The organism is Georgenia sp. Z1491, assembly GCF_057652395.1.
The window spans coordinates 2,959,342-2,979,647 of record NZ_CM172729.1 but is presented as its reverse complement, the minus strand read 5'-3'; the positions used below and the strand labels follow the sequence as shown (position 1 = coordinate 2,979,647).

General features: G+C 74.9%; 21 protein-coding genes. 13 read left to right on the top strand and 8 right to left on the bottom strand.

What is annotated here, in order from left to right; translation table 11 throughout:
• Window positions 1-7: 7 nt before the first annotated feature.
• Complete coding sequence (locus AC24HA_RS13795; RefSeq protein WP_425708424.1) at window positions 8-805, top strand: lysophospholipid acyltransferase family protein; 798 nt, start codon at window positions 8-10, stop codon at window positions 803-805.
• 109 nt (window positions 806-914) lie between these two features.
• Here the strand turns inward: AC24HA_RS13795 and AC24HA_RS13790 are convergent, their stop codons facing one another.
• The gene (locus tag AC24HA_RS13790) at window positions 915-1,685 is read right to left on the bottom strand and encodes an AMIN-like domain-containing (lipo)protein (RefSeq protein WP_425708423.1); all 771 of its coding nucleotides are present in this window, start codon (window positions 1,683-1,685) and stop codon (window positions 915-917) included.
• Between the two features lie 137 nt (window positions 1,686-1,822).
• Between AC24HA_RS13790 and AC24HA_RS13785 the strand changes: the two genes are divergently transcribed.
• Entirely contained in the window at window positions 1,823-3,001 is a 1,179-nt protein-coding gene (locus tag AC24HA_RS13785) for a D-alanine--D-alanine ligase family protein (protein WP_425708422.1), read from the top strand.
• Window positions 3,002-3,028: 27 nt separating this feature from the next.
• Here the strand turns inward: AC24HA_RS13785 and AC24HA_RS13780 are convergent, their stop codons facing one another.
• Window positions 3,029-3,640, bottom strand: a complete 612-nt coding sequence (locus tag AC24HA_RS13780) for a DUF3515 family protein (protein ID WP_425708421.1) — start codon at window positions 3,638-3,640, stop codon at window positions 3,029-3,031.
• 38 nt (window positions 3,641-3,678) lie between these two features.
• Between AC24HA_RS13780 and AC24HA_RS13775 the strand changes: the two genes are divergently transcribed.
• Window positions 3,679-4,761 (top strand): thiamine-phosphate kinase, encoded by a 1,083-nt coding sequence (locus tag AC24HA_RS13775; RefSeq protein ID WP_425708420.1) that lies wholly within the window; start codon window positions 3,679-3,681, stop codon window positions 4,759-4,761.
• A gap of 92 nt (window positions 4,762-4,853) precedes the next feature.
• Here AC24HA_RS13775 and rpmB read toward each other — a convergent pair whose 3' ends face one another.
• Window positions 4,854-5,051, bottom strand: coding sequence for a 50S ribosomal protein L28 (gene rpmB, locus AC24HA_RS13770; protein ID WP_425708419.1), 198 nt, complete (start codon window positions 5,049-5,051; stop codon window positions 4,854-4,856).
• A 294-nt stretch (window positions 5,052-5,345) separates the two neighbouring features.
• On the opposite strand from rpmB, the gene AC24HA_RS13765 reads away from it, so the two are divergent.
• On the top strand, window positions 5,346-7,604 hold the full coding sequence (locus AC24HA_RS13765; protein ID WP_425708418.1) for an ATP-dependent DNA helicase RecG: 2,259 nt from the start codon (window positions 5,346-5,348) through the stop codon (window positions 7,602-7,604).
• A 258-nt stretch (window positions 7,605-7,862) separates the two neighbouring features.
• Here the strand turns inward: AC24HA_RS13765 and AC24HA_RS13760 are convergent, their stop codons facing one another.
• Window positions 7,863-9,482, bottom strand: coding sequence for a DUF6297 family protein (locus AC24HA_RS13760; RefSeq protein ID WP_425708417.1), 1,620 nt, complete (start codon window positions 9,480-9,482; stop codon window positions 7,863-7,865).
• 74 nt (window positions 9,483-9,556) lie between these two features.
• On the bottom strand, window positions 9,557-10,228 hold the full coding sequence (locus AC24HA_RS13755; RefSeq protein ID WP_425708416.1) for an ABC transporter ATP-binding protein: 672 nt from the start codon (window positions 10,226-10,228) through the stop codon (window positions 9,557-9,559).
• A 117-nt stretch (window positions 10,229-10,345) separates the two neighbouring features.
• Between AC24HA_RS13755 and rsmD the strand changes: the two genes are divergently transcribed.
• The 7 genes from rsmD (at window position 10,346) to AC24HA_RS13720 (ending at window position 15,507) form a co-directional block, all read left to right on the top strand.
• Window positions 10,346-10,927 (top strand): 16S rRNA (guanine(966)-N(2))-methyltransferase RsmD, encoded by a 582-nt coding sequence (rsmD, locus tag AC24HA_RS13750; protein WP_425708415.1) that lies wholly within the window; start codon window positions 10,346-10,348, stop codon window positions 10,925-10,927.
• On the top strand, window positions 10,924-11,490 hold the full coding sequence (coaD, locus tag AC24HA_RS13745) for a pantetheine-phosphate adenylyltransferase (protein WP_425708414.1): 567 nt from the start codon (window positions 10,924-10,926) through the stop codon (window positions 11,488-11,490). The genes rsmD and coaD overlap by 4 nt, the downstream gene beginning before the upstream one ends.
• Window positions 11,487-12,074, top strand: a complete 588-nt coding sequence (locus AC24HA_RS13740) for an ATP synthase subunit B family protein (protein WP_425708413.1) — start codon at window positions 11,487-11,489, stop codon at window positions 12,072-12,074. The genes coaD and AC24HA_RS13740 overlap by 4 nt, the downstream gene beginning before the upstream one ends.
• Window positions 12,071-12,742 carry a YceD family protein gene (locus tag AC24HA_RS13735; protein WP_425708412.1) on the top strand — a complete coding sequence of 224 codons (672 nt, stop codon included), beginning with the start codon at window positions 12,071-12,073 and terminating at the stop codon, window positions 12,740-12,742. The genes AC24HA_RS13740 and AC24HA_RS13735 overlap by 4 nt, the downstream gene beginning before the upstream one ends.
• On the top strand, window positions 12,739-13,605 hold the full coding sequence (gene rnc / locus AC24HA_RS13730) for a ribonuclease III (protein WP_425708411.1): 867 nt from the start codon (window positions 12,739-12,741) through the stop codon (window positions 13,603-13,605). The genes AC24HA_RS13735 and rnc overlap by 4 nt, the downstream gene beginning before the upstream one ends.
• Window positions 13,605-14,504 (top strand): bifunctional DNA-formamidopyrimidine glycosylase/DNA-(apurinic or apyrimidinic site) lyase, encoded by a 900-nt coding sequence (gene mutM, locus AC24HA_RS13725; RefSeq protein WP_425708410.1) that lies wholly within the window; start codon window positions 13,605-13,607, stop codon window positions 14,502-14,504. Before rnc ends, mutM begins: the two co-directional genes overlap by 1 nt.
• 91 nt (window positions 14,505-14,595) lie before the next feature.
• Window positions 14,596-15,507 (top strand): helix-turn-helix transcriptional regulator, encoded by a 912-nt coding sequence (locus tag AC24HA_RS13720; RefSeq protein WP_425708409.1) that lies wholly within the window; start codon window positions 14,596-14,598, stop codon window positions 15,505-15,507.
• 58 nt (window positions 15,508-15,565) lie between these two features.
• On the opposite strand, the gene AC24HA_RS13715 is transcribed toward AC24HA_RS13720, so the two are convergent.
• Complete coding sequence (locus AC24HA_RS13715; RefSeq protein ID WP_425708408.1) at window positions 15,566-15,922, bottom strand: SDR family NAD(P)-dependent oxidoreductase; 357 nt, start codon at window positions 15,920-15,922, stop codon at window positions 15,566-15,568.
• Window positions 15,923-15,982: 60 nt separating this feature from the next.
• On the opposite strand from AC24HA_RS13715, the gene AC24HA_RS13710 reads away from it, so the two are divergent.
• Together AC24HA_RS13710 and AC24HA_RS13705 are read left to right on the top strand one after the other, a co-directional pair.
• On the top strand, window positions 15,983-16,963 hold the full coding sequence (locus AC24HA_RS13710; RefSeq protein ID WP_425708608.1) for an aldo/keto reductase: 981 nt from the start codon (window positions 15,983-15,985) through the stop codon (window positions 16,961-16,963).
• A 100-nt stretch (window positions 16,964-17,063) separates the two neighbouring features.
• A complete protein-coding gene (locus AC24HA_RS13705; protein WP_425708407.1) occupies window positions 17,064-17,711 on the top strand; it encodes a response regulator in 648 nt (215 codons plus the stop codon).
• Between the two features lie 171 nt (window positions 17,712-17,882).
• Here the strand turns inward: AC24HA_RS13705 and AC24HA_RS13700 are convergent, their stop codons facing one another.
• Window positions 17,883-18,317, bottom strand: coding sequence for a DUF4260 family protein (locus AC24HA_RS13700; RefSeq protein WP_425708406.1), 435 nt, complete (start codon window positions 18,315-18,317; stop codon window positions 17,883-17,885).
• Window positions 18,318-18,514: 197 nt separating this feature from the next.
• Window positions 18,515-20,266, bottom strand: a complete 1,752-nt coding sequence (locus AC24HA_RS13695) for a GAF domain-containing sensor histidine kinase (protein WP_425708405.1) — start codon at window positions 20,264-20,266, stop codon at window positions 18,515-18,517.
• Window positions 20,267-20,306: the final 40 nt, after the last annotated feature.

The following is a 20,306-nucleotide window of genomic DNA, read 5'->3' as shown; positions in this document are numbered from 1 at the left end:
TCGCCCGGTGCCCCGACCCGTCCCGCCCGCGCTCGGCGCGATCGCGGCGCTCCTCCTGCCGCCGCTGCGCACGCTGGTCGGCCGCCGCTGGTCCGGCACCCGGAACCTCCCGCGATCCGGCGGTTTCGTCGTCGCCGCCAACCACGTCTCCAACCTCGACCCGGTGCTGGTGGGCGACCTCCTCCTCACGCACGGTGCGCCGCCCGCGATCCTCGCCAAGTCCGAGCTGTTCGCCCGACCGGTGCTCGCGGCGATCCTGCGGGCCGCGGGCCAGGTGGAGGTGCGCCGTGACTCGGCCGACGCCGCGCGGGCCCTCGACGACGCACGGGCCGCGCTGAGGTCCGGCCGGTGCGTCCTGGTGTTCCCCGAGGGGTCCTTCACGCGGGACCCCGACCTGTGGCCGATGACCGGACGCACCGGGGCTGCCCGACTGGCGCTGGAGGCCGGCGTCCCCCTCGTGCCGGTCGTCACCTGGGGCGGCCAGCGTGTCCTGCCCCCGTTCACCTCGCGCTTCCGGCCCTGGCCCCGGGTGACGGCCGAGGTCGTCGTCGGGCGGCCGATGACCCGCGAGGACCTCCTGCCCGACGCTCCTGCGGCCCCGGAGGCGGCACCGGGTGCGGGGCCCACACCGGGGGCGACGCCGGGTGCGGACCTGACCGCGGACGAGCTCGCCGGGGCGACGGCACGGATCATGGACCGGCTCGCCGCGATGCTCGGGGTCGTGCGCGGCGAGACGCCGCCGCTCCGCCTGTGGGACACCCGCGTCGACGGCGACCCCCACCCCCGGCGGCGGCGCGGACGCTGAGGCGACCGCTCGTTCCCGCCCTCGACGTCCCGGCGGAGCGGGGGGCGACGCCCCGACATGCCGACCGGCCGGACCCGTCCTCGGGTCCGGCCGGTGGGGTTCGGGGTGGTCAGCCGGCGATCTCGATGTCGATGACCAGTCGCAGCGGGTCCGGCAGGACGAACACGCGGTACGGGCGGGCCGAGTCCACGCCGAGCACCACCTGGATCTGCCCCTCGAAGGGGGAGGACACGTACGCCTCGGTCACACCGGTGCCGGTGACCGGGATCACGCCGTCGACGAACTCCTCACCCTCCTCCGGGTACCGGAAGCCGGTGACCGACACGTGGAGGAACGCGTTGCCCTCGATGTCGATCGGCGCGCCGGAGCCGTCCTGGACCGGGTCGCCCGTGTAGTCCGCGTACCAGCCGGGGTTGCCGCCCTCGCCCTCGAGGTCCACGACCACACGGTCGTAGTACGGGTGGATGGCGGATCGGACGTCCACCGCCAGCAGCGGGCCGCCGGCCAGGTCGCCGGCGCCCTCGTCGGAGCTGCCGGGGGAGATCCACTGCGCGTCGGTGCCGCCGGGCTCCTGCTCGTCGCTCGCGCCCTCGTCCGGCGCCTGGGCACCGTCCTCGGACCCCGCCTCACCGTTCCCGGTGCTCGTCTCGGGTGGTTCGTCGCCACCGGTGGCCGCCTCGTCGTCGGTGGTCGAGGACTCCTCGTCCGCCCCACCGGGGGCCTCCTCGGTGGTGTCGGTGCCGGCCGTGGGCGCCTGCTGGGAGGGGGTGTCGACGTTCGCGCTGTCGTCCGTGCCCTGGTCGTCCTCGGACGAGCAGGCGACGAGTGTGGCGAGGAGGGCGGCGGTGGCGGCAGCGGCTGCCGCGCGACGTGCGCGCACGTGTTCTCCTTCGTTCTCGGGAGGGGGGCGGTCGGGGGCCCGCCGGGTCGGCATCGATCCTGCCCCACGTCAGGCGCTCGTCCGTCACGGCGTGGTCACAGGACAGACGCGATCGGGCGGCCGTTAGGCTTCGGGCGATGACTATCGAGAGCCGGGCCACAGACCGCAGGATCCGCGTCGCGCTGGTGTTCGGCGGGCGCAGCGGCGAGCACGAGATCAGCTGCGCGACGGCCGCCGGTGTGATGCGTGCGCTCGACCCGGATCGTTACGAGATCGTGCCCGTCGGTATCACCCGCGAGGGCCGCTGGGTGCTGGGACCGGCGGACCCGGCGGCGCTCGAGCTCGCCGCGCACGGGGCTGTGACCGAGGGCGCGGACGTCCTGCTCCGGCTCGACGGCGGTCGTGAGCTCGTCGTCGCCGACCAGCCGGACGCGGTCGCCGCCGCGCAGGGAGGCGTGCCGGGTGGTGACGACGCCCCCGTGGCGGTGGACGGCCTGCGCGCGCTCGGTGGCGTCGACGTCGTCCTGCCTCTCCTGCACGGTCCGTTCGGCGAGGACGGGACCCTCCAGGGGCTGCTCGAGATGGCGGACCTGCCCTACGTCGGCTCCGGGGTCCTCGCCTCGGCGGCAGGGATGGACAAGGACGCGATGAAGGCCATGCTGGCTGCGAGCGGACTCCCGGTCGGCCCGTACGTGTCGGTGCCTGCGCGTCGGTGGGAGACCGAGCAGGAGGCGGTCCGCGCGGAGATCGCGGACCTCGGGCTCCCGCTCTTCGTCAAGCCGGCCCGCGCCGGCTCCTCGATCGGCATCAGCAAGGTCGAGAACCTCGCGGACCTCGACGCCGCGATGGCCGAGGCCCGGCGGCACGACCCGAAGGTCGTCGTCGAGGCCGGCGTCCCGGGGCGCGAGATCGAGTGCGGCGTCCTCGGCGGGCACGGCACCGACGCGCCCCGGCCCTCCCTGCTCGGCGAGATCGTCCTGTCCGAGGCGCCCGCGGGCTTCTACGACTACGACGCGAAGTACGTCGACACGGACGGCCTGGAGATGTCGGTCCCCGCCGACCTGCCGGGCACCGTGGCCGACCGCGTCCGTGAGCTCGCGGTCCGGGCCTTCGAGGCGCTCGGCTGCGAGGGGCTCGCCCGCGTGGACTTCTTCGTCGACGGCGAGACGATCGTCGTCAACGAGATCAACACGATGCCGGGCTTCACGCCGTTCTCCATGTTCCCGGTCGTGTGGGAGGCCACGGGCCTGCCCTACGCGGAGCTCCTCGACGAGCTCATCGCTCTCGCGCTCGAGCGGCCCGTCGGTCTGCGCTGACACGTGCGCGCGGCGCGCGCGGGCGGGTCACCGGCCGTCGTCGGTGCCCGTCTCGTCGATGCCCGCGTCGTCGGTGGCCGTGTCGCCGGTGCCCGTCTCGCCGGACCGGGCACCCGCGGAGCCCGCCTCGGCGGACTCGACCTCGGCCGCGCCCACGCAGCTCGCCACGTGCTCCGTGGCCTCGACCGCGCCGTCGAGGTCGACGAGGACCGCGGAGGCCTGGTCGGACAGCTCCGCCGGAACCACCACCTCGATCGCGGGCCGGCGACCGTAGGACACCCAGCTCGACTCCACGCCCTCCGGCGCACCGTCCTCGAGGACCGCCCCGGCGTCGGTGTGGATCCAGTCGTGCACCCGGCCGTCCGGCAGTTCGATCGACAGGCACTCGGCCGTGGTCGGCGGCGGTGGTTCTACCCCGCAGCGCAGCGTGATCGCGGGCTCCCCCCACGCCGTGGAGGCCTGGGAGTCGGTGGACCGGCGCTCGCCGTCGGCCAGCACGTCGGGGGTGGCCTGGAGGACGTCGCCGCAGTCCGGTGCGGCGGCCGACGGCGCCGGCTCCAGGGAGACGGGCGTGCCGCACGCGCCGAGGAGAAGTGCGGTCGCGGTGGCCGTCAGGGCGAGCGGGCGACAGCGAGGCATGCCCGAAGGGTACGTCCCGCCCTGGGTAGCGTGGCCGGGTGACCACCGATCCCGCGAGCCCCGGGCCACACGTCGACACCGACGCCACCAGCGCCGACGACCCGGGCGGGCACGCCACCACCGTGCGCGACGTCGGGGAGGACGGGGTGCTCGCCGTCCTGCTCCCCGAGCTCCCGGTCGGGGACCGCACGCTCGTCGGCCCGGGCGACGACTGCGCCGTCGTCGCCTCCAGCGACCCCCGGCTCGTGGTCAGCGCCGACATGCTCCTCGAGGGCCACCACTTCCGCACCGACTGGGGCACGGGCATCGACGTCGGGCGGCGGGCCGCCGCGCAGAACCTCGCCGACGTCGCGGCCATGGGCGCCGACCCGCTCGCCCTCGTGGTCTCGCTGGGGCTGCCGGGGGACACGCCGCTGGCCCGGGTGCGCGACCTCGCGCGCGGGCTGGCCCTGGCCTGCGGACCGATCGGCGTCGGCGTCGTCGGCGGGGACCTCACCGCCTCCGAGCGGCTCGTGATCTCGGTGGCGGTGCACGGCGACCTGCGCGGCGGCGAGCCCGTGCTGCGCAGCGGCGCCCGACCCGGCGACGTCCTCGCGCACGCCGGCGTCCTCGGCCGGGCCGCCGCCGGCTACGCGCTGCTGTCCGCCGGTCGGACCGGTGGCGACGGTACCGACGCGCTCGTGGCGGCCTTCCTCAGCCCCGATCCGCCGATCGCCCTCGGTCCCGTGGCCCGTGAGGCCGGCGCCACCGCCATGATCGACGTCTCCGACGGCCTGCTGCGGGACGCCGGCCGGATCGCCCGGGCCTCCGGCGTCGTCGTCGACGTCGACTCCCGTGCGGCCGGCGAGGCGGACCTCGACGCGCTCGGCCCCGTGGCGGCCGAGCTGGGCAACGACCCCATGGAGTGGGTGCTGCGCGGCGGCGAGGACCACGGGCTGCTCGCCACCTTCCCGGCCGGCGCGCCCCTGCCCGAGGGCTTTCGGGCCATCGGGCGGGTGCGCGCGCTCGACGACGTGAGCGGGATCGAGGCGCCGACGCCGACCGTGGACGGCCTCGGCGCGTCCGTGCTCCTCGACTCCGGGCCCGTGGGCGGGATCGGCGGCTGGGACCACTTCGTGTAGCCGCGGGTCCCGCGCGCCGGGGGAACGACGAAGGACCCCGCCCGACGGGCGAGGTCCTTCGCGGCGGGGCCGGCTGCGCGCCGGCGCGGGGGTCAGCTCTTGACGTAGCGCGTGACCTTGTCGGCCTTGAGGCACGACGTGCACACGTTCATGCGCTTGGGCGCACCGTCGATGTTGGCGCGGATGCGCTGGATGTTCGGGTTCCAGCGGCGCGACGTGCGCACGTGCGAGTGCGACACGGTCTTGCCGAAGCTGGGGTGCTTGCCACAGATGTCGCAGGTCGCAGCCACGGTGGATCTCCTGAGCTCGTACGGGACGGCCGCGACGGGAGCCGCGGGCCGATGGTCGGCACGCCCATACGACGGCCGAGGGCCGGACGGGCAACCGGGACAGCGTACCCGAGTGGCTACCGCGGCCCCAAGGGGCGGCGGCGCCCGGTCGCGTGCGTTGAGACACAGACCTCGCCACGTCGCCGGACCCGGACACGCAGGTCCCGGGGCAGGCAGGCGCTGTGGAGGAGCAGGTCCGGGCGGAGGTGGGGACACGCAGGTCGCGGCGTCGGTGGCCGGACGTAGCCTGGCCCCGTGACCAGTGCTGCGGACGAGCGGGGCGGCCCGGACCCGGCCGGCCTCGAGGCCCCCGTCGGCCGACTCGTGCGCAAGGCCGCCGCGGACAAGTTCGCCCGGCTCGGCGTGCGCACGCAGCGCGACCTCCTGCGCCACTACCCCTTCCGCTGGGTCGCGCCCGGCCGGCTCTCCTCGCTGGCCGACCTGCACCCCGGTGAGCAGGTGACGGTCGTCGCCGAGGTGGTCGGCGCGGAGACCCGGGTCTCGCGCGCGGGCGGGCGCGGGGGCTCCCGCCTGGTCGTGACGATCACGGACGGCTCGGCGTTCCTCACGCTCGTGTTCTTCGGCTCGAGCCCCCGTTCATTCGGGATGCACACGCGACGGCTCCGCGCGGGAGTGCGCGGCCAGTTCACCGGCGAGGTGTCGGTGTTCCGCGACGAGCTCCAGCTCACCCACCCCGACTACCAGACCTTCGAGCCCGACGCCGAGGGCGCGGCCGCCGAGGCGCTCGCCGCCGAGGAGGCCCTGCGCCCCACGCCGATCTACCCGGCCACGCGCGGTCTGCCCTCGTGGGTCGTCGCCGGCACCGTGCGCTCGGTCCTCGACCCCCTGCGCCCGGGCGACCTGCCGGAGCCGCTGCCCGAGGCCTACCGAGCCGAGCACGGGTTGCTCGGCTCGCTCGCGGCGCTACGCGCGATCCACCACCCGACCGACGAGCGGGAGGTCGCCGCCGGCGCGCGCACCCTCCGCCACGAGGAGGCGTTCCTCGTCCAGACGGCGCTCGCCCGGCGCCGGGCCGTGGCCGCCGGGGACGGGGCCGAGCCCAACGCGCCGGTCGACGACGGCCTGCTCGCCGCCTTCGACCGCTCCCTGCCGTTCACGCTCACCAGCGGTCAGGACGAGGTCGGCGCCGCGGTCGCCGAGGACCTGGCCGGCACCTCGCCGATGCAGCGACTCCTGCACGGCGAGGTCGGATCGGGCAAGACCGTGGTCGCCGCCCGTGCCATGCTCCAGGTCGTCGACGCCGGGGGGCAGGCGGCGCTGCTCGCCCCCACCGAGGTCCTCGCCCAGCAGCACCACCGCGCGCTCACCGAGCTCCTGGGGCCGCTCGCGCGGGCCGGCCGGCTGGACGCCCCCGACGGGCCGGCCACCCGGGTCGGCCTGCTCACCGGCTCCCAGCCCGCGGCCGTGCGGCGCGACGAGCTCGCCCGGCTGGCCTCGGGCGAGACCGGCGTCGTCGTCGGGACGCACGCGCTGCTCACGGACACGGTGCAGATCCCGTTCCTGCGCCTCGTCGTCGTCGACGAGCAGCACAAGTTCGGGGTCGAGCAGCGCGACGCCCTGCGCACGCGCGGCGAGGCCGTGCCCCACCAGCTGATCATGACGGCGACGCCGATCCCACGGACCGTGGCGATGACCGTCTTCGGTGACCTGGAGACCTCGGTCCTGGGGGAGCTGCCCGCGGGGCGCTCGCCGATCGCCACCACGCTCGTCCCGGCGGCCAACGAGAGGTGGATGGCACGCGTGTGGGAGCGCGTGCGCGAGGAGATCGACGCCGGGGGGCGGGCCTACGTCGTCGTGCCCCGGATCGATGCCGGTGACGACGACGAGCCCGCCCAAGGGGCATCCGGCGCAGCGCCCGACGACGCACCCCGCCCGCTCCCGTCCGCGTCGGTCGAGGAGACCTCGGCGCGACTGGCCGCGGAGCAGGCGCTGGACGGCGTGCGGGTCGGTGTCCTGCACGGGCGGATGGCCGCCGAGGACAAGGAGGCCGCGATGGCCGACTTCGCCTCCGGGGCGACGCCGGTGCTCGTGGCGACGACCGTCGTCGAGGTCGGTGTGGACGTGAGCGAGGCGAGCATCATCGTGGTCCTCGACGCCGACCGGTTCGGCCTGTCCCAGCTGCACCAGCTGCGCGGACGGGTGGGCCGCGGCTCGCGGCCCAGCCTCTGCCTCGTCGTCAGCGCCGCGGAGCCCGGGACGCCCGCGTGGGAGCGCCTCGAGGTGTTCGCGTCGACGTCGGACGGCTTCGCGCTCGCCGAGGCCGACCTGTCGATGCGCCGCGAGGGTGACGTCCTCGGCACCGCCCAGTCCGGGCGCACGAGCGGGCTGCGGCTCCTTCGCCTCGCACGCGACGCCGACGTCATCGCCGCCGCGCGGTCCGCGGCGCGCGAGCTCGTGGCGGACGACCCGGACCTCGAGCGCCATCCCGGTCTCAGGGACGCGATCGCGATCGAGCTGGCCGACGGCGAGGACGAGTACCTCGACAAGACGTGAGCAGTCGTGGGCTCCGTGCTCAACGCCATTGCCTTAGCGTTGAGCACAGCGGCGTCGCGCCTGCGCGCGCTCGCCGGGAACGGTGCGGCCCGCAGCGTGGTCCGGTCGGTGAGGCAGCGGGGTAGGTGCCCGGTCAGCGGCCACGGGGGGGCTGACTCGCCGCATACCTCACTGACTCGGCGACGGCGCTCCGCGGGGTCACCGCACCGCACCGCACGGGGCAGAACCGCGCTCACTCGTCACCGTTGGGACGGGCAGCTAGTGCTCGTACGGGGGTGGCGGGGAGGTCACCACCGCCGCCACGAGGAGCGAGACGGCGAGCGCGACCGCGGTGAGGAGGCCGAGCGGCGTGCCCGCCCAGATCGCGAGCCCCACCGCGACGGAGGCGACGACGGCGACGTCCGGTCCGGTGAGGAGCAGCATGATCGACCCGACCGGGACGGGCCCCATGGGGGAGGGGGCCACCGGGCCGGTGCCGGTGTCGTCCTTGCGGTAGGCCCAGCGCAGTGCGGCGCCCGCCCAACCGAGCGCTGCGGCGGCGAGGACCGGGACCCACATCAGGACGTCGAGGACCGGCCCGCGGCCGCCGCCCGCGTGCGTACCGACCACCACGGCGGCCCCGACGACGAACGGCGCGAGCGCCACCCACGACCACACGAGGCGGGTCACCCGGTGCGCGCGGGCACTCATCGGCAGGTGCGCGTCGAGCCCCTCGTGGGTGCGGGCGATGCGGGCGCCGGTCGCGCTCGCGCACGCCGAGACGTAGCCGAGCGCCCCGACGGCGACCGGCAGGACCCAGCCCGGCGCCGCGCGGACGTCGGCGACGAGCGCGAGCGCGAGCACGGCGAGCAGGGGCCGGAGCGCAAGGGAGGGGCGCCGCAGGGTGGCGACAGCGTCGGCCGCGACGAGCGCCGCCGGCGCTCGGACCGCGCGAGGCAGGCGGGCGAGCAGCCCCCATCCGGCCCGGCGACGCACGACCGTGGCGCCCTCTCCGACGGCCAGGGCGCCGAGCGTGCGGGTGTCGAGGGTGGTGAGCGCGAACCCCGCGGATCCTGCGACCCCTCCGCCGCGGGCGAGCTCGGCGTCGGGGATCCGGGCGACGCTGCTCCGCGCGAGCACGCCGGCCACCACGGCCGCCGCGAGACCGAGGCCGGCGACGGCGAGCAGCACGGGCACCGGCGGCAGGGCCGGGACGTCAGGCGCCGCCACGAGCACCACGAGCGCACCCGCGACGACGACGAGAAGAGCCCCGCCCGTGGCGACCTCGACCGCCCGGCCCGTGGCCCGGCGTCGGAAGCGAGACTCCGGTGCGGACGCGTGACCGCCACTCGGACCGCCGTCGGCCTCGCCTGCGGTGTCGGCGTGCGCGGCGGGCCCCCGGGCCTGGGCCGGGACGAGGGCGAGGCAGGCCGCTCCGGTGAGCGCGGCGGCGAGCGCGGCGGCGGAGGCGACCGGCCCGGCGGCGACGTCCTGCCCGCCGAGGGCAGCCGCCGCGACGGCACCCAGCCCACCGCCGACGACCGCCCCCAGGGCGGGCCAGCGCCACGCCGCCGGACCGATGAGCGAGAGCCGGTCCACCGGGAGCGGCAGCCACCACCGCACCCGCTCGCGGTCGAGCCCCACCGGGCCCAGGCGGCGCGAGAAGCGGACCACCGAGAGCAGGGCGGCCGCCAGCGCGAGCAGCCACACCCAACCGGCGTCGATCCGCCCGGCGCCGCCTCCCGCGCCCGCCGAGAGCGCCCCGGCGTCCCGGGCCGCGTAGAGCGCGGAGGCCAGGGCAATCACCGCTGCCAGGACGCCCATGTAGACGTCCGCCAGGGTGTCGGCGAGCGTCGTCGACGCCCCCAGGGAGCGCCGCCGGTCCGTCCAGCGCCGCACGGCACGGCCCGCAGGCGCGGGGCCCGACGCGGGGAGGCAGGGCGCCGGGTGGCCGGCCCCGGGAGCGGGCGTCGTCACAGGCCGGCCACGACGTCGGCGCCGTCCTCCGCGTCGGTGAGCCGCACGCCGTCGTCGGACAGCACGAGCACCGAGGTGGCGGCGAGCTGCACGGTGGCCGGGTCGTGGGAGGCGAAGAGCACCGTCCGCCCGGCCTCGCGCTCGTCGGCGAGCCGGTCCGCCACCCGGTGCCGGGCCGCGGTGTCGAGCCGGGACTCGGGCTCGTCGAGGACGAGGAGCTCGCGCGGCCGGGCGAACGCCGCCGCGAGCAGCAGGCGGCGGCGCTGCCCGGAGGACAGCGCGGCCGGCACGGCCCGGGAGCGCTCGGCGAGCCCGAACTCCGCCAGCAGCTCGGCCGTCAGCGTCCCGGGGTCCGAGACCCCGTGCCCGAGCGCGGTGAGCTCGAGGTGCTCGGCGGCGGACAGGCCGGGGAAGAACACCTCGTCCCCCAGGTCGTGGGAGACGGCCGCCCGCTGGCGGGCCGAGCGGGGGTCCGGCAGCCCGTCGTCGATCCGGGCCTCGCCGCCGAGGGCAGGCAGCATGCCGAGCACCGTACGCAGGACGGTCGACTTCCCCGTGCCGTTGACGCCGACCACCGCGAGCGCCTCGCCCGGTCCCACCGAGAACGACACGGGCGGACAGACCGGGAACGCGTAGCCGACCTCCAGGTCCGTGGCCTCCAGTCGCATCCGTGCAGGTTACGGCGTGCGGGCATCTCCGCGGGTGTGCGGTCACGCAGGTGCGTGGGCCCGCGGGTGTGGCGACCGTCGGCCGGACGGCACCGTCGTCGGACGTAGGGTGCTGACGTGACTCGGATCGTGGCGGGCAGCGTCGGCGGACGCACGCTCAAGGTCCCCCGTTCGGGCACCCGCCCCACGTCGGAACGGGTCCGCGAGGCCCTCTTCTCCTCCCTGGGCTCGATGGGCGCGCTCGAGGACGCCGTCGTGCTCGACCTGTACGCCGGCTCCGGCGCGCTCGGGCTCGAGGCCGCCTCCCGCGGCGCCCATGGCGTCACCCTGGTCGAGCGTGCGGCACCGGCCGCCGCCGTGATCCGGGACAACGTCCGCACCCTCGGGTTCGCCGGCGTCACCGTCGTCACGGCCGACGTCGCCGCCTTCGCCGCCGCTCCGGCCCGCGCGTCCGCCGACCTCGCGTTCCTCGACCCGCCCTACGACCTGGCGGCGGCCGACCTCGACGCCGTCCTCGCCGACCTGACCACCCACGGCCACCTCGCGGACGGGGCGATCGTCGTCGTCGAACGGGACCGGCGGGCGCCGGAGCCGACCTGGCCGGCCGGGCTCGCCGCCCTGCGCACCCGCCGCTACGGCGACACCACCGTGCACCTCGCCGTCCACGAGCCTGCGGCGGCTACCGTGGACGCACCATGAGTCTTGCCGTCTGCCCCGGATCCTTCGACCCGGTCACCCTCGGTCACGTCGACGTCGTCCGGCGGGCCCGAGCGATGTTCGACCACGTCGTCGTCGCCGTCGCGACGAACGCCACCAAGCGCTACCTGTTCACCGACGCCGAGCGCGTCGACCTCGCGCGCAGCGCGGTCGCCGACCTCGACGGCGTGCGGGTCGAGCTCGTGCCCGGGCTGCTCGCGCAGTACTGCGCGGACGTCGGCGCGAGCGCCATCGTCAAGGGCCTGCGCGGCGCCGCCGACGTCGACGCCGAGCAGGCGATGGCCCTGATGAACCGGCACCTGACCGGCGTGGAGACCGTGTTCGTCATGGGCGACCCGCGGCTCGGCCACGTCGCCTCCTCGATGGTCAAGGACGTCGCCCGCAACGGCGGCGCCGTCGACGACCTCGTACCGGCCGACGTCGCCGCCGCGCTGCCCCACGCACTTCGCCGATCCGCCGGTGGTCCCGGCGCGCGGCCGGTCCCCGCCTCCGGCGGCTCCGGTCCCGACGCCGCGCCGCCCCGACACCCAGGAGTCCAGGTATGACCTCCGAGCCCATCGACGCCACGCACGACGCCGGAGAGTCGCTCCTTGCGATCCTCGACGAGCTGCGCCGGATGGTCACCCAGGCGCGGTCGATGCCGATGTCCTCCTCCGCGATCGTCAACCGGGCCGAGGTCCTCGACCTCATCGCGTCGGCCAGGTCCGTGGTCCCGGAGTCGATCGCCGCGGCGGACACGATCGTCGCGGACGCCGACGCCGTCCTCGAGCGCGCCCGCACACAGGCCGAGGAGATCGTCGCCGAGGGCGAGCAGCAGGCCGCGCGCCTCGTCCAGGACGAGCCCGTCCTCGCGCAGGCGAACGAGCAGGCCCGGCGCATCGTCGCCGAGGCCGAGCAGCAGGCCGCCCGCCGGGCCGCGGACGCCGACTCCTACGCCGCCGAGCACCTGAGCCGGTTCGAGAAGGAGCTCGACCAGCTCACCCAGCAGGTGCGCGCGGGCCGCCAGTACCTCGCCGGCGGCGCCGGCCTGCGCCAGGAGTCGCGTGGGCCGGGGGACGCCGAGCGCACCGCCGAGCAGGGTGAGCGTCGCGAGCACCGGCCCGAGCACGGACGGCCGGAGAGCCGATGAACGCGCCGCTGACGATCTCGGTCCGCGACCTCGCGCGGCGCCCGGGGTCCGTGCGTCAGCTCGAGCTGACCGCGCCCGCCCCGGAGGAGATGGGCACCGCCGTCCTGCAGGTCGCGCCCGGCTCCGACCTCGACCTCGACCTCACCCTGTCGGCGGTGTCCGACGGGATCCTCGTCACCGGCCCCGTGCGTGCGCGCCTGACGGGTCAGTGCGCGCGGTGCCTGGACCCGATCTCGCCCGAGATCGAGGTCGAGCTCACCGAGCTCTTCTACCACCCGGACGTCCGCGCCCGTCTCGTCGAGGACGGCGACGAGGACGCGGAGGACTACCCGGTGGTCACCGGCGACGACCTCGACCTCGAGGCCGCCGTGCGTGACGCCGTCGTGCTCGATCTGCCGTTCACGCCGCTGTGCCGGCCCGACTGCCAGGGTCTGTGCTCCGTGTGCGGCATCCGGCTCGACGACGCCGAGCCCGGCCACGCGCACGAGGATCTGGACCCGCGCTGGGCGGCGCTCGCCGCGTTCTCGAGCGAGGGCACCGAGGGCGGGGCCGACGGTGGGTCCGACGCCGACGACGGGACCGCCGGAGAGGCGACGTCCGACGCCGAGGGTGGGGCACACGGCGCTGGGTCCGACGCCGACGCCCCCGACCGGCGAGGCAGCGAGTGACCCGGAGCAGGTCCAGGCGCTCCCCCGACGAGGGCCCGGCCCGCCGCTCCGACGTCGAGCGACTGACCGAGGCCCTCGGCGTCGAGATCGATCCGGAGCTCCTCGTCCTCGCCCTCACGCACCGCTCGTTCGCGCACGAGGCAGGCGGTCTGCCGACGAACGAGCGCCTCGAGTTCCTCGGCGACTCCGTCCTCGGCGTCGTCGTCACCGAGCACCTGTACCGCGGCCACCCGGACGTGCCCGAGGGGGACCTGGCCCGCATGCGTGCGGCCAGCGTGTCCCAGAAGGCGCTCGCCGTCGTCGCCCGGGACCTCGGCCTGGGGGACTACGTCCTGCTCGGCCGGGGCGAGCGGACCTCCGGCGGGCGGGAGAAGGACTCGATCCTGTCCGACGCCGTCGAGGCGCTCATCGGCGCGGTCTACCTCGGGCACGGTCTCGAGCGCACGCGCGAGGTCGTCACCCGGCTCGTCGGCCCGATCCTCGACCGCGCGAGCTCGCTGGGTGCCGCCCTGGACTGGAAGTCCTCCCTGCAGGAGGCCGCGGCCGCCGCCGGCCTGCCGGCCCCGACCTACGAGCTGAGTCACGTGGGTCCCGACCACGCTCGGGTCTTCACCGCCGTGGTCACCTTCGACGGCGCGGTCGCCGGCACCGGTGGGGGAGCGTCGAAGAAGGTCGCCGAGGCCGAGGCCGCCGAGGCCGCCTACGGCTGGGTGACCGCACGGGGCGCCGGGTCGACCGGCGGAGAGGATGCCGGATCGCACGACGACGGCGGACCGCTCGACGACGCCGAGACGACCCGCGACGCCGGACCCCACGATGCCGGAACCCCGTCGGACGACGCGCCCGAGGAGCCGACCGCGTAGTGCCTGAGCTGCCCGAGGTCGAGGTCGTGCGTGCGGGCCTGGTCCCCGCGCTCGTCGGACGGGAGATCGCCGACGTCGAGGTCCGCCACCCGCGTGCCGTGCGGAACACCGCCGGCGGGTCCGCCGCGTTCGCGGCCCTGCGGGGCCGGGAGGTCGTCGGCGTCGTCCGCCGTGGCAAGTACCTGTGGCTGTTGCTCGACGACGGCAAGGACGCCCTGCTCGCCCACCTCGGGATGTCGGGCCAGATGCTCGTCCAGCGGCCCGGGACCTCCCTGGAGCCCGGCCCCCACGTGCGGGCCCGGCTCGTCGCCGACGACGGCGGCGAGGTGTGGTTCGTCGACCAGCGCACCTTCGGCTACGTCGACCTCACCCCGACCGTGGCGACCCCGGACGGCGGCCCCGGTGGGCGAGGCTCCCCGGCGCGCGTGCTGCCCCGGCCGGTCGCCCACGTGGCCCGCGACCTGCTCGACCCCGACCTGGACATGGCAAGCCTCGTGGCGCGTACCCGGCGGCGCCGCACCGAGGTCAAGCGGGCGCTGCTGGACCAGACGCTGGTCTCCGGCGTCGGGAACATCTACGCGGACGAGGCCCTGTGGCGCGCCCGGCTGCACGGGACGCGGGCCACCGACGCCCTGCCGCCCGCCCGGCTGCGTGAGCTGTACACGGCGGCCGGCGACGTCATGGCCGAGGCGCTCGCCCAGGGCGGCACGAGCTTCGACGCGCTCTACGTCAACGTCGCCGGCACGCCCGGCTACTTCGCGCGGTCGCTGCACGCGTACGGCCGAGCGGGGGAGCCGTGCGACCGGTGCGGCACCCTGCTGCGAATCGAGCCGTTCATGAACCGGCGCTCCGTCTCGTGCCCCAGGTGCCAGCGGCGGGCGCCGCAACGATCGGGCTGACGACGAGCACGTTCGCGCCGGCTGAGGTCGCGCTCGAGAGGGGTACCGCGCAGGTCTCCTTCGGCGTAGCGGGCTCGCCTACCGTGGACCGATGGACAACCGAGCAGAAGTGAGGGAGTTCCTCACCACACGGCGCGCACGGGTCACCCCGGACGACGTCGGACTGCCCCCCGGCGGGAACCGCCGTGTGGAGGGCCTGCGCCGCACGGAGGTGGCGACGCTTGCCGGTGTGAGCGTGGAGTACTACACGAAGCTCGAGCGCGGTGCGATCAGCGGCGCGTCGCCGGAGATCCTCGACGCGATCTCGAAGGCGCTGCGCCTCGACGACGCCGAGCGGGCGCACCTGTTCGACCTCGCCCACGCGGCCGGCCCGGTCGCTCGGCCGCCGCGGCGACGCAGTGTGAGGTCCTGGCGGCCGCACCCGAGCCTGCAGTGGATGCTCGATGCCGTGACCGGTGGCCCGGCATTCGTCCGCAACGGCCGGATGGATGTCCTGGCCACCAATGCGCTGGCGCGGGCGTTCTACACGGACGTCTACGACATGCCCGGCCGCATTCAGGGGCAGCCGCCGAACATCGCCCGGTTCACGTTCCTCGACGAGCGGGCCCACGACTTTTACCCGGACTGGGACATGTTCGCCGATGTGACGGTGGCAATCCTGCGCACCGAGGCGGGCCGCGACCCGCACAACAAGGAGCTGCACGACCTGATCGGTGAGCTGTCCACCCGCAGCACCGAATTTCGGACCCGGTGGGGCTCGCACAACGTCCGCCACCATGGCACCGGCTTCAAGTCCTTCCGCCACTCGGTGGTCGGTGAGATGACCTTGGCCTTCGAGGGCATGGAGATGGAGTCCGAGCCCGGGCTGTCGGTCACGGTCTACGCCGCCGAGCCGGGCTCGGAATCAGCGGAGAAGATGCAGCTGCTGGCCTCCTGGTCCGCCGTCGAGGACCCCACGGCGTCCCGGGAGCCCGCGCGCGAGGCGGAGAGCTCCGAGCGCTGAGTGCGGGCCCCGGACGGTGGTGGTACTACCAGGGACTCCCTCGTGCGCGCTCGCGTGCCTAGCGGGGGTGGGCCGGGCGCTGCCTGCTGGACCACTGTCGACGGAAGAGGACTCCATGCCCACGATCGCCATCATCGGTGCCGGCCCGGTAGACGCCGGACGGGCCCATGACGCCGGCGTTGTGGATGACGGCGTCGAATCGGCCGTGCTCGTTCGCCTGCACGGCGACCAGGCGGGTCTCGTCGTCACGGGCGAGGTCGCCGAGGACGGAGCCGAGCGCCCCGGGTATGACCGATTCCTCGAGCCGCTCGCGGCCACGTGCGTGCACGACGACCTCGTGGCCCCGTTCGACGATTGCCTGCGCGGTCAGCCGCCCGAGGCCGGCCGCCCGGGAGACCCTCGGGGTACCCCTCACAGACGGGACTCCCTCGGTCGAGCCGGCCGACGTAGCGTCGAGCGCATGACCGACACCACGATGGAATACCGCCACCTCGGACGCTCGGGCCTGCTGGTCAGCCGGATCGGACTCGGCTGCATGAACTTCGGCGACGCCACCGGCAAGCAGGAGGCGTTCGAGATCATGGACCGGGCCATCGAGCTCGGTGTGAACTTCTTCGACACCGCCGACGTCTACGGCGGCCCCCAGAAGCCCGACATGGAAAAGGGGTACGGGACGTCGGAGGAGATTGTCGGGAACTGGCTGAAGGCGTCCGGCCACCGCGACGACATCGTGCTGGCCACCAAGCTGTACCAGCCAATGGGTCTCGGTCCGAACGACCGCCGGCTCTCCGCCTACCACATCCGCCGGGCCGTCGATGCGAGTCTGCGGCGGCTGCAGACCGACCACATCGACGTCTACCAGATGCACCACGTCGACCGGGCCACCCCGTTCGACGAGATCTGGCAGGCCATGGAGCAGCTGGTCGCCGCGGGCAAGATCAGCTACGTCGGCTCCTCCAACTTCGCCGGCTGGGACGTGGCGACCGCGCACCTGACCGCCCAGCACCGGAACTTCTTCGGGCTGGTGTCGGAGCAGAGCCTGTACAACCTCGCCAACCGGGCCGTCGAGCGGGAGCTGATCCCGGCACTCGAGCACTTCGGCATCGGCCTGATCCCCTGGAGCCCGCTGGCGATGGGCGTGCTCGCCGGCCGTCCTGAGGCGGGGGAGAAGACCGAGCGGCGCGCCCTGCAGGGTGAGGTGTATGACGCCGTGTCCGACCAGCTCGACGCCTTCGAGGCGCTCTGCGTGAGGCTGGGTCACAGCCCGGCCGCGGTCGCCCAGACATGGCTGCTGCACCAACCGGTCGTGTCGACCCTGATCGCCGGCTCCCGCACGAAGGCCCAGCTCGAGGCGGCTGTCGACGCCGTAGCCGTGTCGTTGGACGCCGACGCGCTGGCCGCGATCGACCGCATCTGGCCCGGCCCGGGTGTGGCCCCGATGTCCTACGCCTGGTGAGCGTGGGAGCTCGCGTAGAAGCAGCGCAGTCGTGCGACGTCTGTCCCGGTGAGGATCTGCTGACCGGGCCCGTCACCGGGCGACGGATAGGCTCGGCCCCATGACCAGCGAGGCGACCGGTGACGTCCGCGTGATGATCGTCGACGACCACGAGGTCGTCCGCCGCGGGATCGCCGAGGTGGTCGAGCGGGCCGAGGGGCTGACCGTGGTCGCCGAGGCCGGGTCGGTCGCCGACGCGCTGCGGCGCGCCGAGCTCGTCCGGCCCGACGTCCTCCTCGTGGACCTCCAGCTCGGCGACGGGTCGGGCATCGACCTCATCAGGACGCTGGGGGAGCGGCTGCCCGGTGCCCGGCCGATCGTGCTGACGAGTTTCGACGACGACGACGCCCTTGCCGCAGCCCTCGACGTCGGGGCCAGGGCCTACCTGCTCAAGACCGTCCGCGGAGCAGAGATCGCCGATGTCGTGCATGCCGTCGCCCAGGGACGCACCCTGCTCGACGCCCGCACCGTCACCCGGCGCCGCGCCGCGCACGACGACCCGACGGCGGACCTCACTCCCTCGGAGCGCAAGGTCCTCGAGCTCATCGGCGACGGCCTGTCGAACCGGGAGATCGGCGAGAGGCTGGGCGTGGCGGAGAAGACCGTGAAGAACCACATCACGAGCCTCCTGAGCAAGATGGGCCTCCAGCGGCGCACGCAGGTTGCCGCGTGGGTGGCCGGCCAGCGCGCGGCGGGCTGGCGCGGCTGAGCGATGGTTGGCGGCTCATCGCCCGGGCCGCCGGTCGCACGGAGGCGCCCCGGCGCTGCTCGTCGAGCTCCTCGGTCACGTCCGTGCGGGAGGAGGGGTCGGTCGTCGGCGGCTCCCGGAGCATCCGTTGGGTCGCCGGACGACGACGAGACTCTCACGTCCGGCCGGTCATCAGTCCTCGGAGGAGTCGGGGACGTCCCGGGATCGGACGTCGGATGCCTTGTCCTTGCCGATGACGCCGAGATGGGTGCTCCGGAACGAGTCCGGCAGCTTCAGCCCGTAGCCGAGGGCGCGGTCGACGCCGACGTGGAAGGCCCATGCGCAGGCGACGACGCCGATTGCCGTCGAGGCGACCGGCGACACCGGCTCCAGAGCCAGTGCCGTCACCGCTGCCAGGGCCGGGAGCGCGTAGTTGTGGACCGTGTTGTAGGACGCCGCCCCGGCTGCGGGCGACCGCGCGTAGCCCAGCATCGAGAAGTCGAAGACGAGGAACGCTGCGAGAACGACCCACCACCATTCGGGGTAGAGCACGAGGACCGCGATGAGGGCGAACAGGGCGATGGCCCCTCCCTCGATCCGTTGGATGGCATGAGTCTGTCCGGTCATCGGACGCTCCTTGGTCGTCGAGCGGCGTCGGGTTGTCCGGCCTGCCGGTGAGCGTCCTCGAACTCTACGGGCGGTAGGTGCGCGATCGCGGGCGGGTCGATGGTGGGCGTACCCGGGGATCCATCGGGCGATTCGCCAGGGCTCTCACCCGGGGGGCCGATCATCAAACCGCGAGGCGCCGAACGTTCAGAGCCCGGCTAGCCCCGCCGGGCCGTCGGGACCTGCCACTGCAGGAGTGTCCCTCTGCCCGTCTCGGTCCGGCCCACCGAGAACGTGCCCCCGTGCCGGCGAGCCCGCTGGGCGAGGTTGCCCAGGCCGGAGGACCGGGTGCGGTCGGCGGGTATGCCGCGTCCGTCGTCGATCACCTCGACCAGCACGGTGCCTGCCGGGCCGGAGCCGCGCACGCGCAGGTGCACCGACACGGAGGAGGCGCCCGCGTGCCGGGCGGCGTTGGACACGCCCTCGCGGACGACCGCCACGACGTCGTCGGCGACGTCGGGGTCGACACGCTCGCGGAGGGTGTCGGACATCGGTCCGCCGAGGTCGTCGTCGGCGAGCAGCCTGCCGTCGACCTCGACGAGCAGCGACGGCGCGAACCCGAGCGTCGTGCGCGCGAGCGAGGCCTCCCGGCGCAGCCGCTCGGCCAGCAGGACCGCCTGGTCCGGCTCGCGCAGGTTGTGGACGATGGACCGGATCTGTCGCACCGAGGAGTCGACCGCGTCGACGGCGGAGTCGATGAGCTCGGTGAGCTCCCGCGCCCCGGTCGATGCGTCGGCCGGCCCGGATCCGTGGGCTGCCCCGGAACCGCTCGCCGTCCCGGATCTGCCGACGCCCCTGTTCTCCAGGTCCTCGGCCCGTGCCCGCGCCTGGGTGAGCTGCATCCCCGTGGCGAAGAGCTGCTGGATCGCGAGGTCGTGCAGGTCCCGGGAGATACGGGCTCGCTCCTCGACCATCGTCGCGACGTCCTCGACGTGCCGGGCCCCGGCGATCTGCAGTGCGAGCACGGCCTGGGAGGCGACCTGCTGGGCGATCTCTAGCTCGAGCTCGGTGAACTCGGGCCGGCCGTGGTGGCGCAGGAGCAGCAGCACGCCCTCGGCCTCGCCGCTGAGCAGCATCGGCGCGTACAGCGCAGGTCCGAACGACGCGAGCTCGGGGACGCGCATCGTGCGCGACCGGGTCAGGGAGTCGACGATCAGGCCGGAGCGCTCCCGGATGACGGTCTGCGCGCGGCCCTCCGACGGGAAGACGACGCCGAGCAGCTCGCCGGCCCGGTCGCCGCGGACGATCTCGGCCACCCAGGTGTCGCCGACCGACGGCAGCACGAGGATCACCGTGTCCGCCTCGGCGACCTCGAGCAGGCGCGTGGCGACGAGCTCGAGCGCCTCGTCCTCGTCGGACCCCTCGAGCAGGGCGGTGGTGATCTCGTTCGCGACGGCGGTCCACCGAGCGCGGGTCTGCGCCGCCCCGTAGGTGGTCGCGTTCGCGACGGCCACGCCGGTGGCGCGGGCGAGGGTGATCGCCGTCGTCACGTCGGCGGGCGTGAAGTGCCCACCCTCCTTCTCCGCCAGGTAGAGGCGCCCGTAGAGGCGGCCGCCGGCGCGAACGGGTACCCCGAGGAAAGAATGCATCGGGGGGTGCCCGGGCGGGAACCCGCCGAAGTCGGGATGCTCGGTGAGGTCGTCGAGGACGAGCGCGCCGTGCGCGGGGATCGCGCCGAGCACGCCCGTTCCGCTGGGCGGGTGCCCGAGCGCGCGCATCTCCTGCTCCGACATCCCTACCTGGATGAAGGTCTGGGTCTCGCCGTTGGAGTCGAGCACGCCGAGCGCCGCGTAGCGCGCACCCGTGAGGGCGGCCGCCGAGGCGACGAGCCCGTCGAGGGCGCCGCGGACCTCGAGGTGACCGGTGAGGGTCAGGGCGGTGCCGAGCACCTCGTCGTCGAGCTCGTGCACCGGGTGCTCCCTCCTCAGGTCGTGGCGCCCGCTCAGGTCG

Excerpts from the sequence above, each read along its gene's own strand:
- AC24HA_RS13705 (WP_425708407.1), top strand. The coding sequence starts at position 17,064 with ATGACCAGCGAGGCGACCGGTGACGTCCGCGTGATGATCGTCGACGAC.
- AC24HA_RS13710 (WP_425708608.1), top strand. The coding sequence starts at position 15,983 with ATGGAATACCGCCACCTCGGACGCTCGGGCCTGCTGGTCAGCCGGATC.
- AC24HA_RS13720 (WP_425708409.1), top strand. The coding sequence starts at position 14,596 with ATGGACAACCGAGCAGAAGTGAGGGAGTTCCTCACCACACGGCGCGCA.
- AC24HA_RS13755 (WP_425708416.1), bottom strand. The coding sequence starts at position 10,228 with ATGCGACTGGAGGCCACGGACCTGGAGGTCGGCTACGCGTTCCCGGTC.
- AC24HA_RS13740 (WP_425708413.1), top strand. The coding sequence starts at position 11,487 with ATGACCTCCGAGCCCATCGACGCCACGCACGACGCCGGAGAGTCGCTC.
- AC24HA_RS13780 (WP_425708421.1), bottom strand. The coding sequence starts at position 3,640 with ATGCCTCGCTGTCGCCCGCTCGCCCTGACGGCCACCGCGACCGCACTT.
- coaD (WP_425708414.1), top strand. The coding sequence starts at position 10,924 with ATGAGTCTTGCCGTCTGCCCCGGATCCTTCGACCCGGTCACCCTCGGT.
- AC24HA_RS13785 (WP_425708422.1), top strand. The coding sequence starts at position 1,823 with ATGACTATCGAGAGCCGGGCCACAGACCGCAGGATCCGCGTCGCGCTG.
- AC24HA_RS13700 (WP_425708406.1), bottom strand. The coding sequence starts at position 18,317 with ATGACCGGACAGACTCATGCCATCCAACGGATCGAGGGAGGGGCCATC.
- AC24HA_RS13735 (WP_425708412.1), top strand. The coding sequence starts at position 12,071 with ATGAACGCGCCGCTGACGATCTCGGTCCGCGACCTCGCGCGGCGCCCG.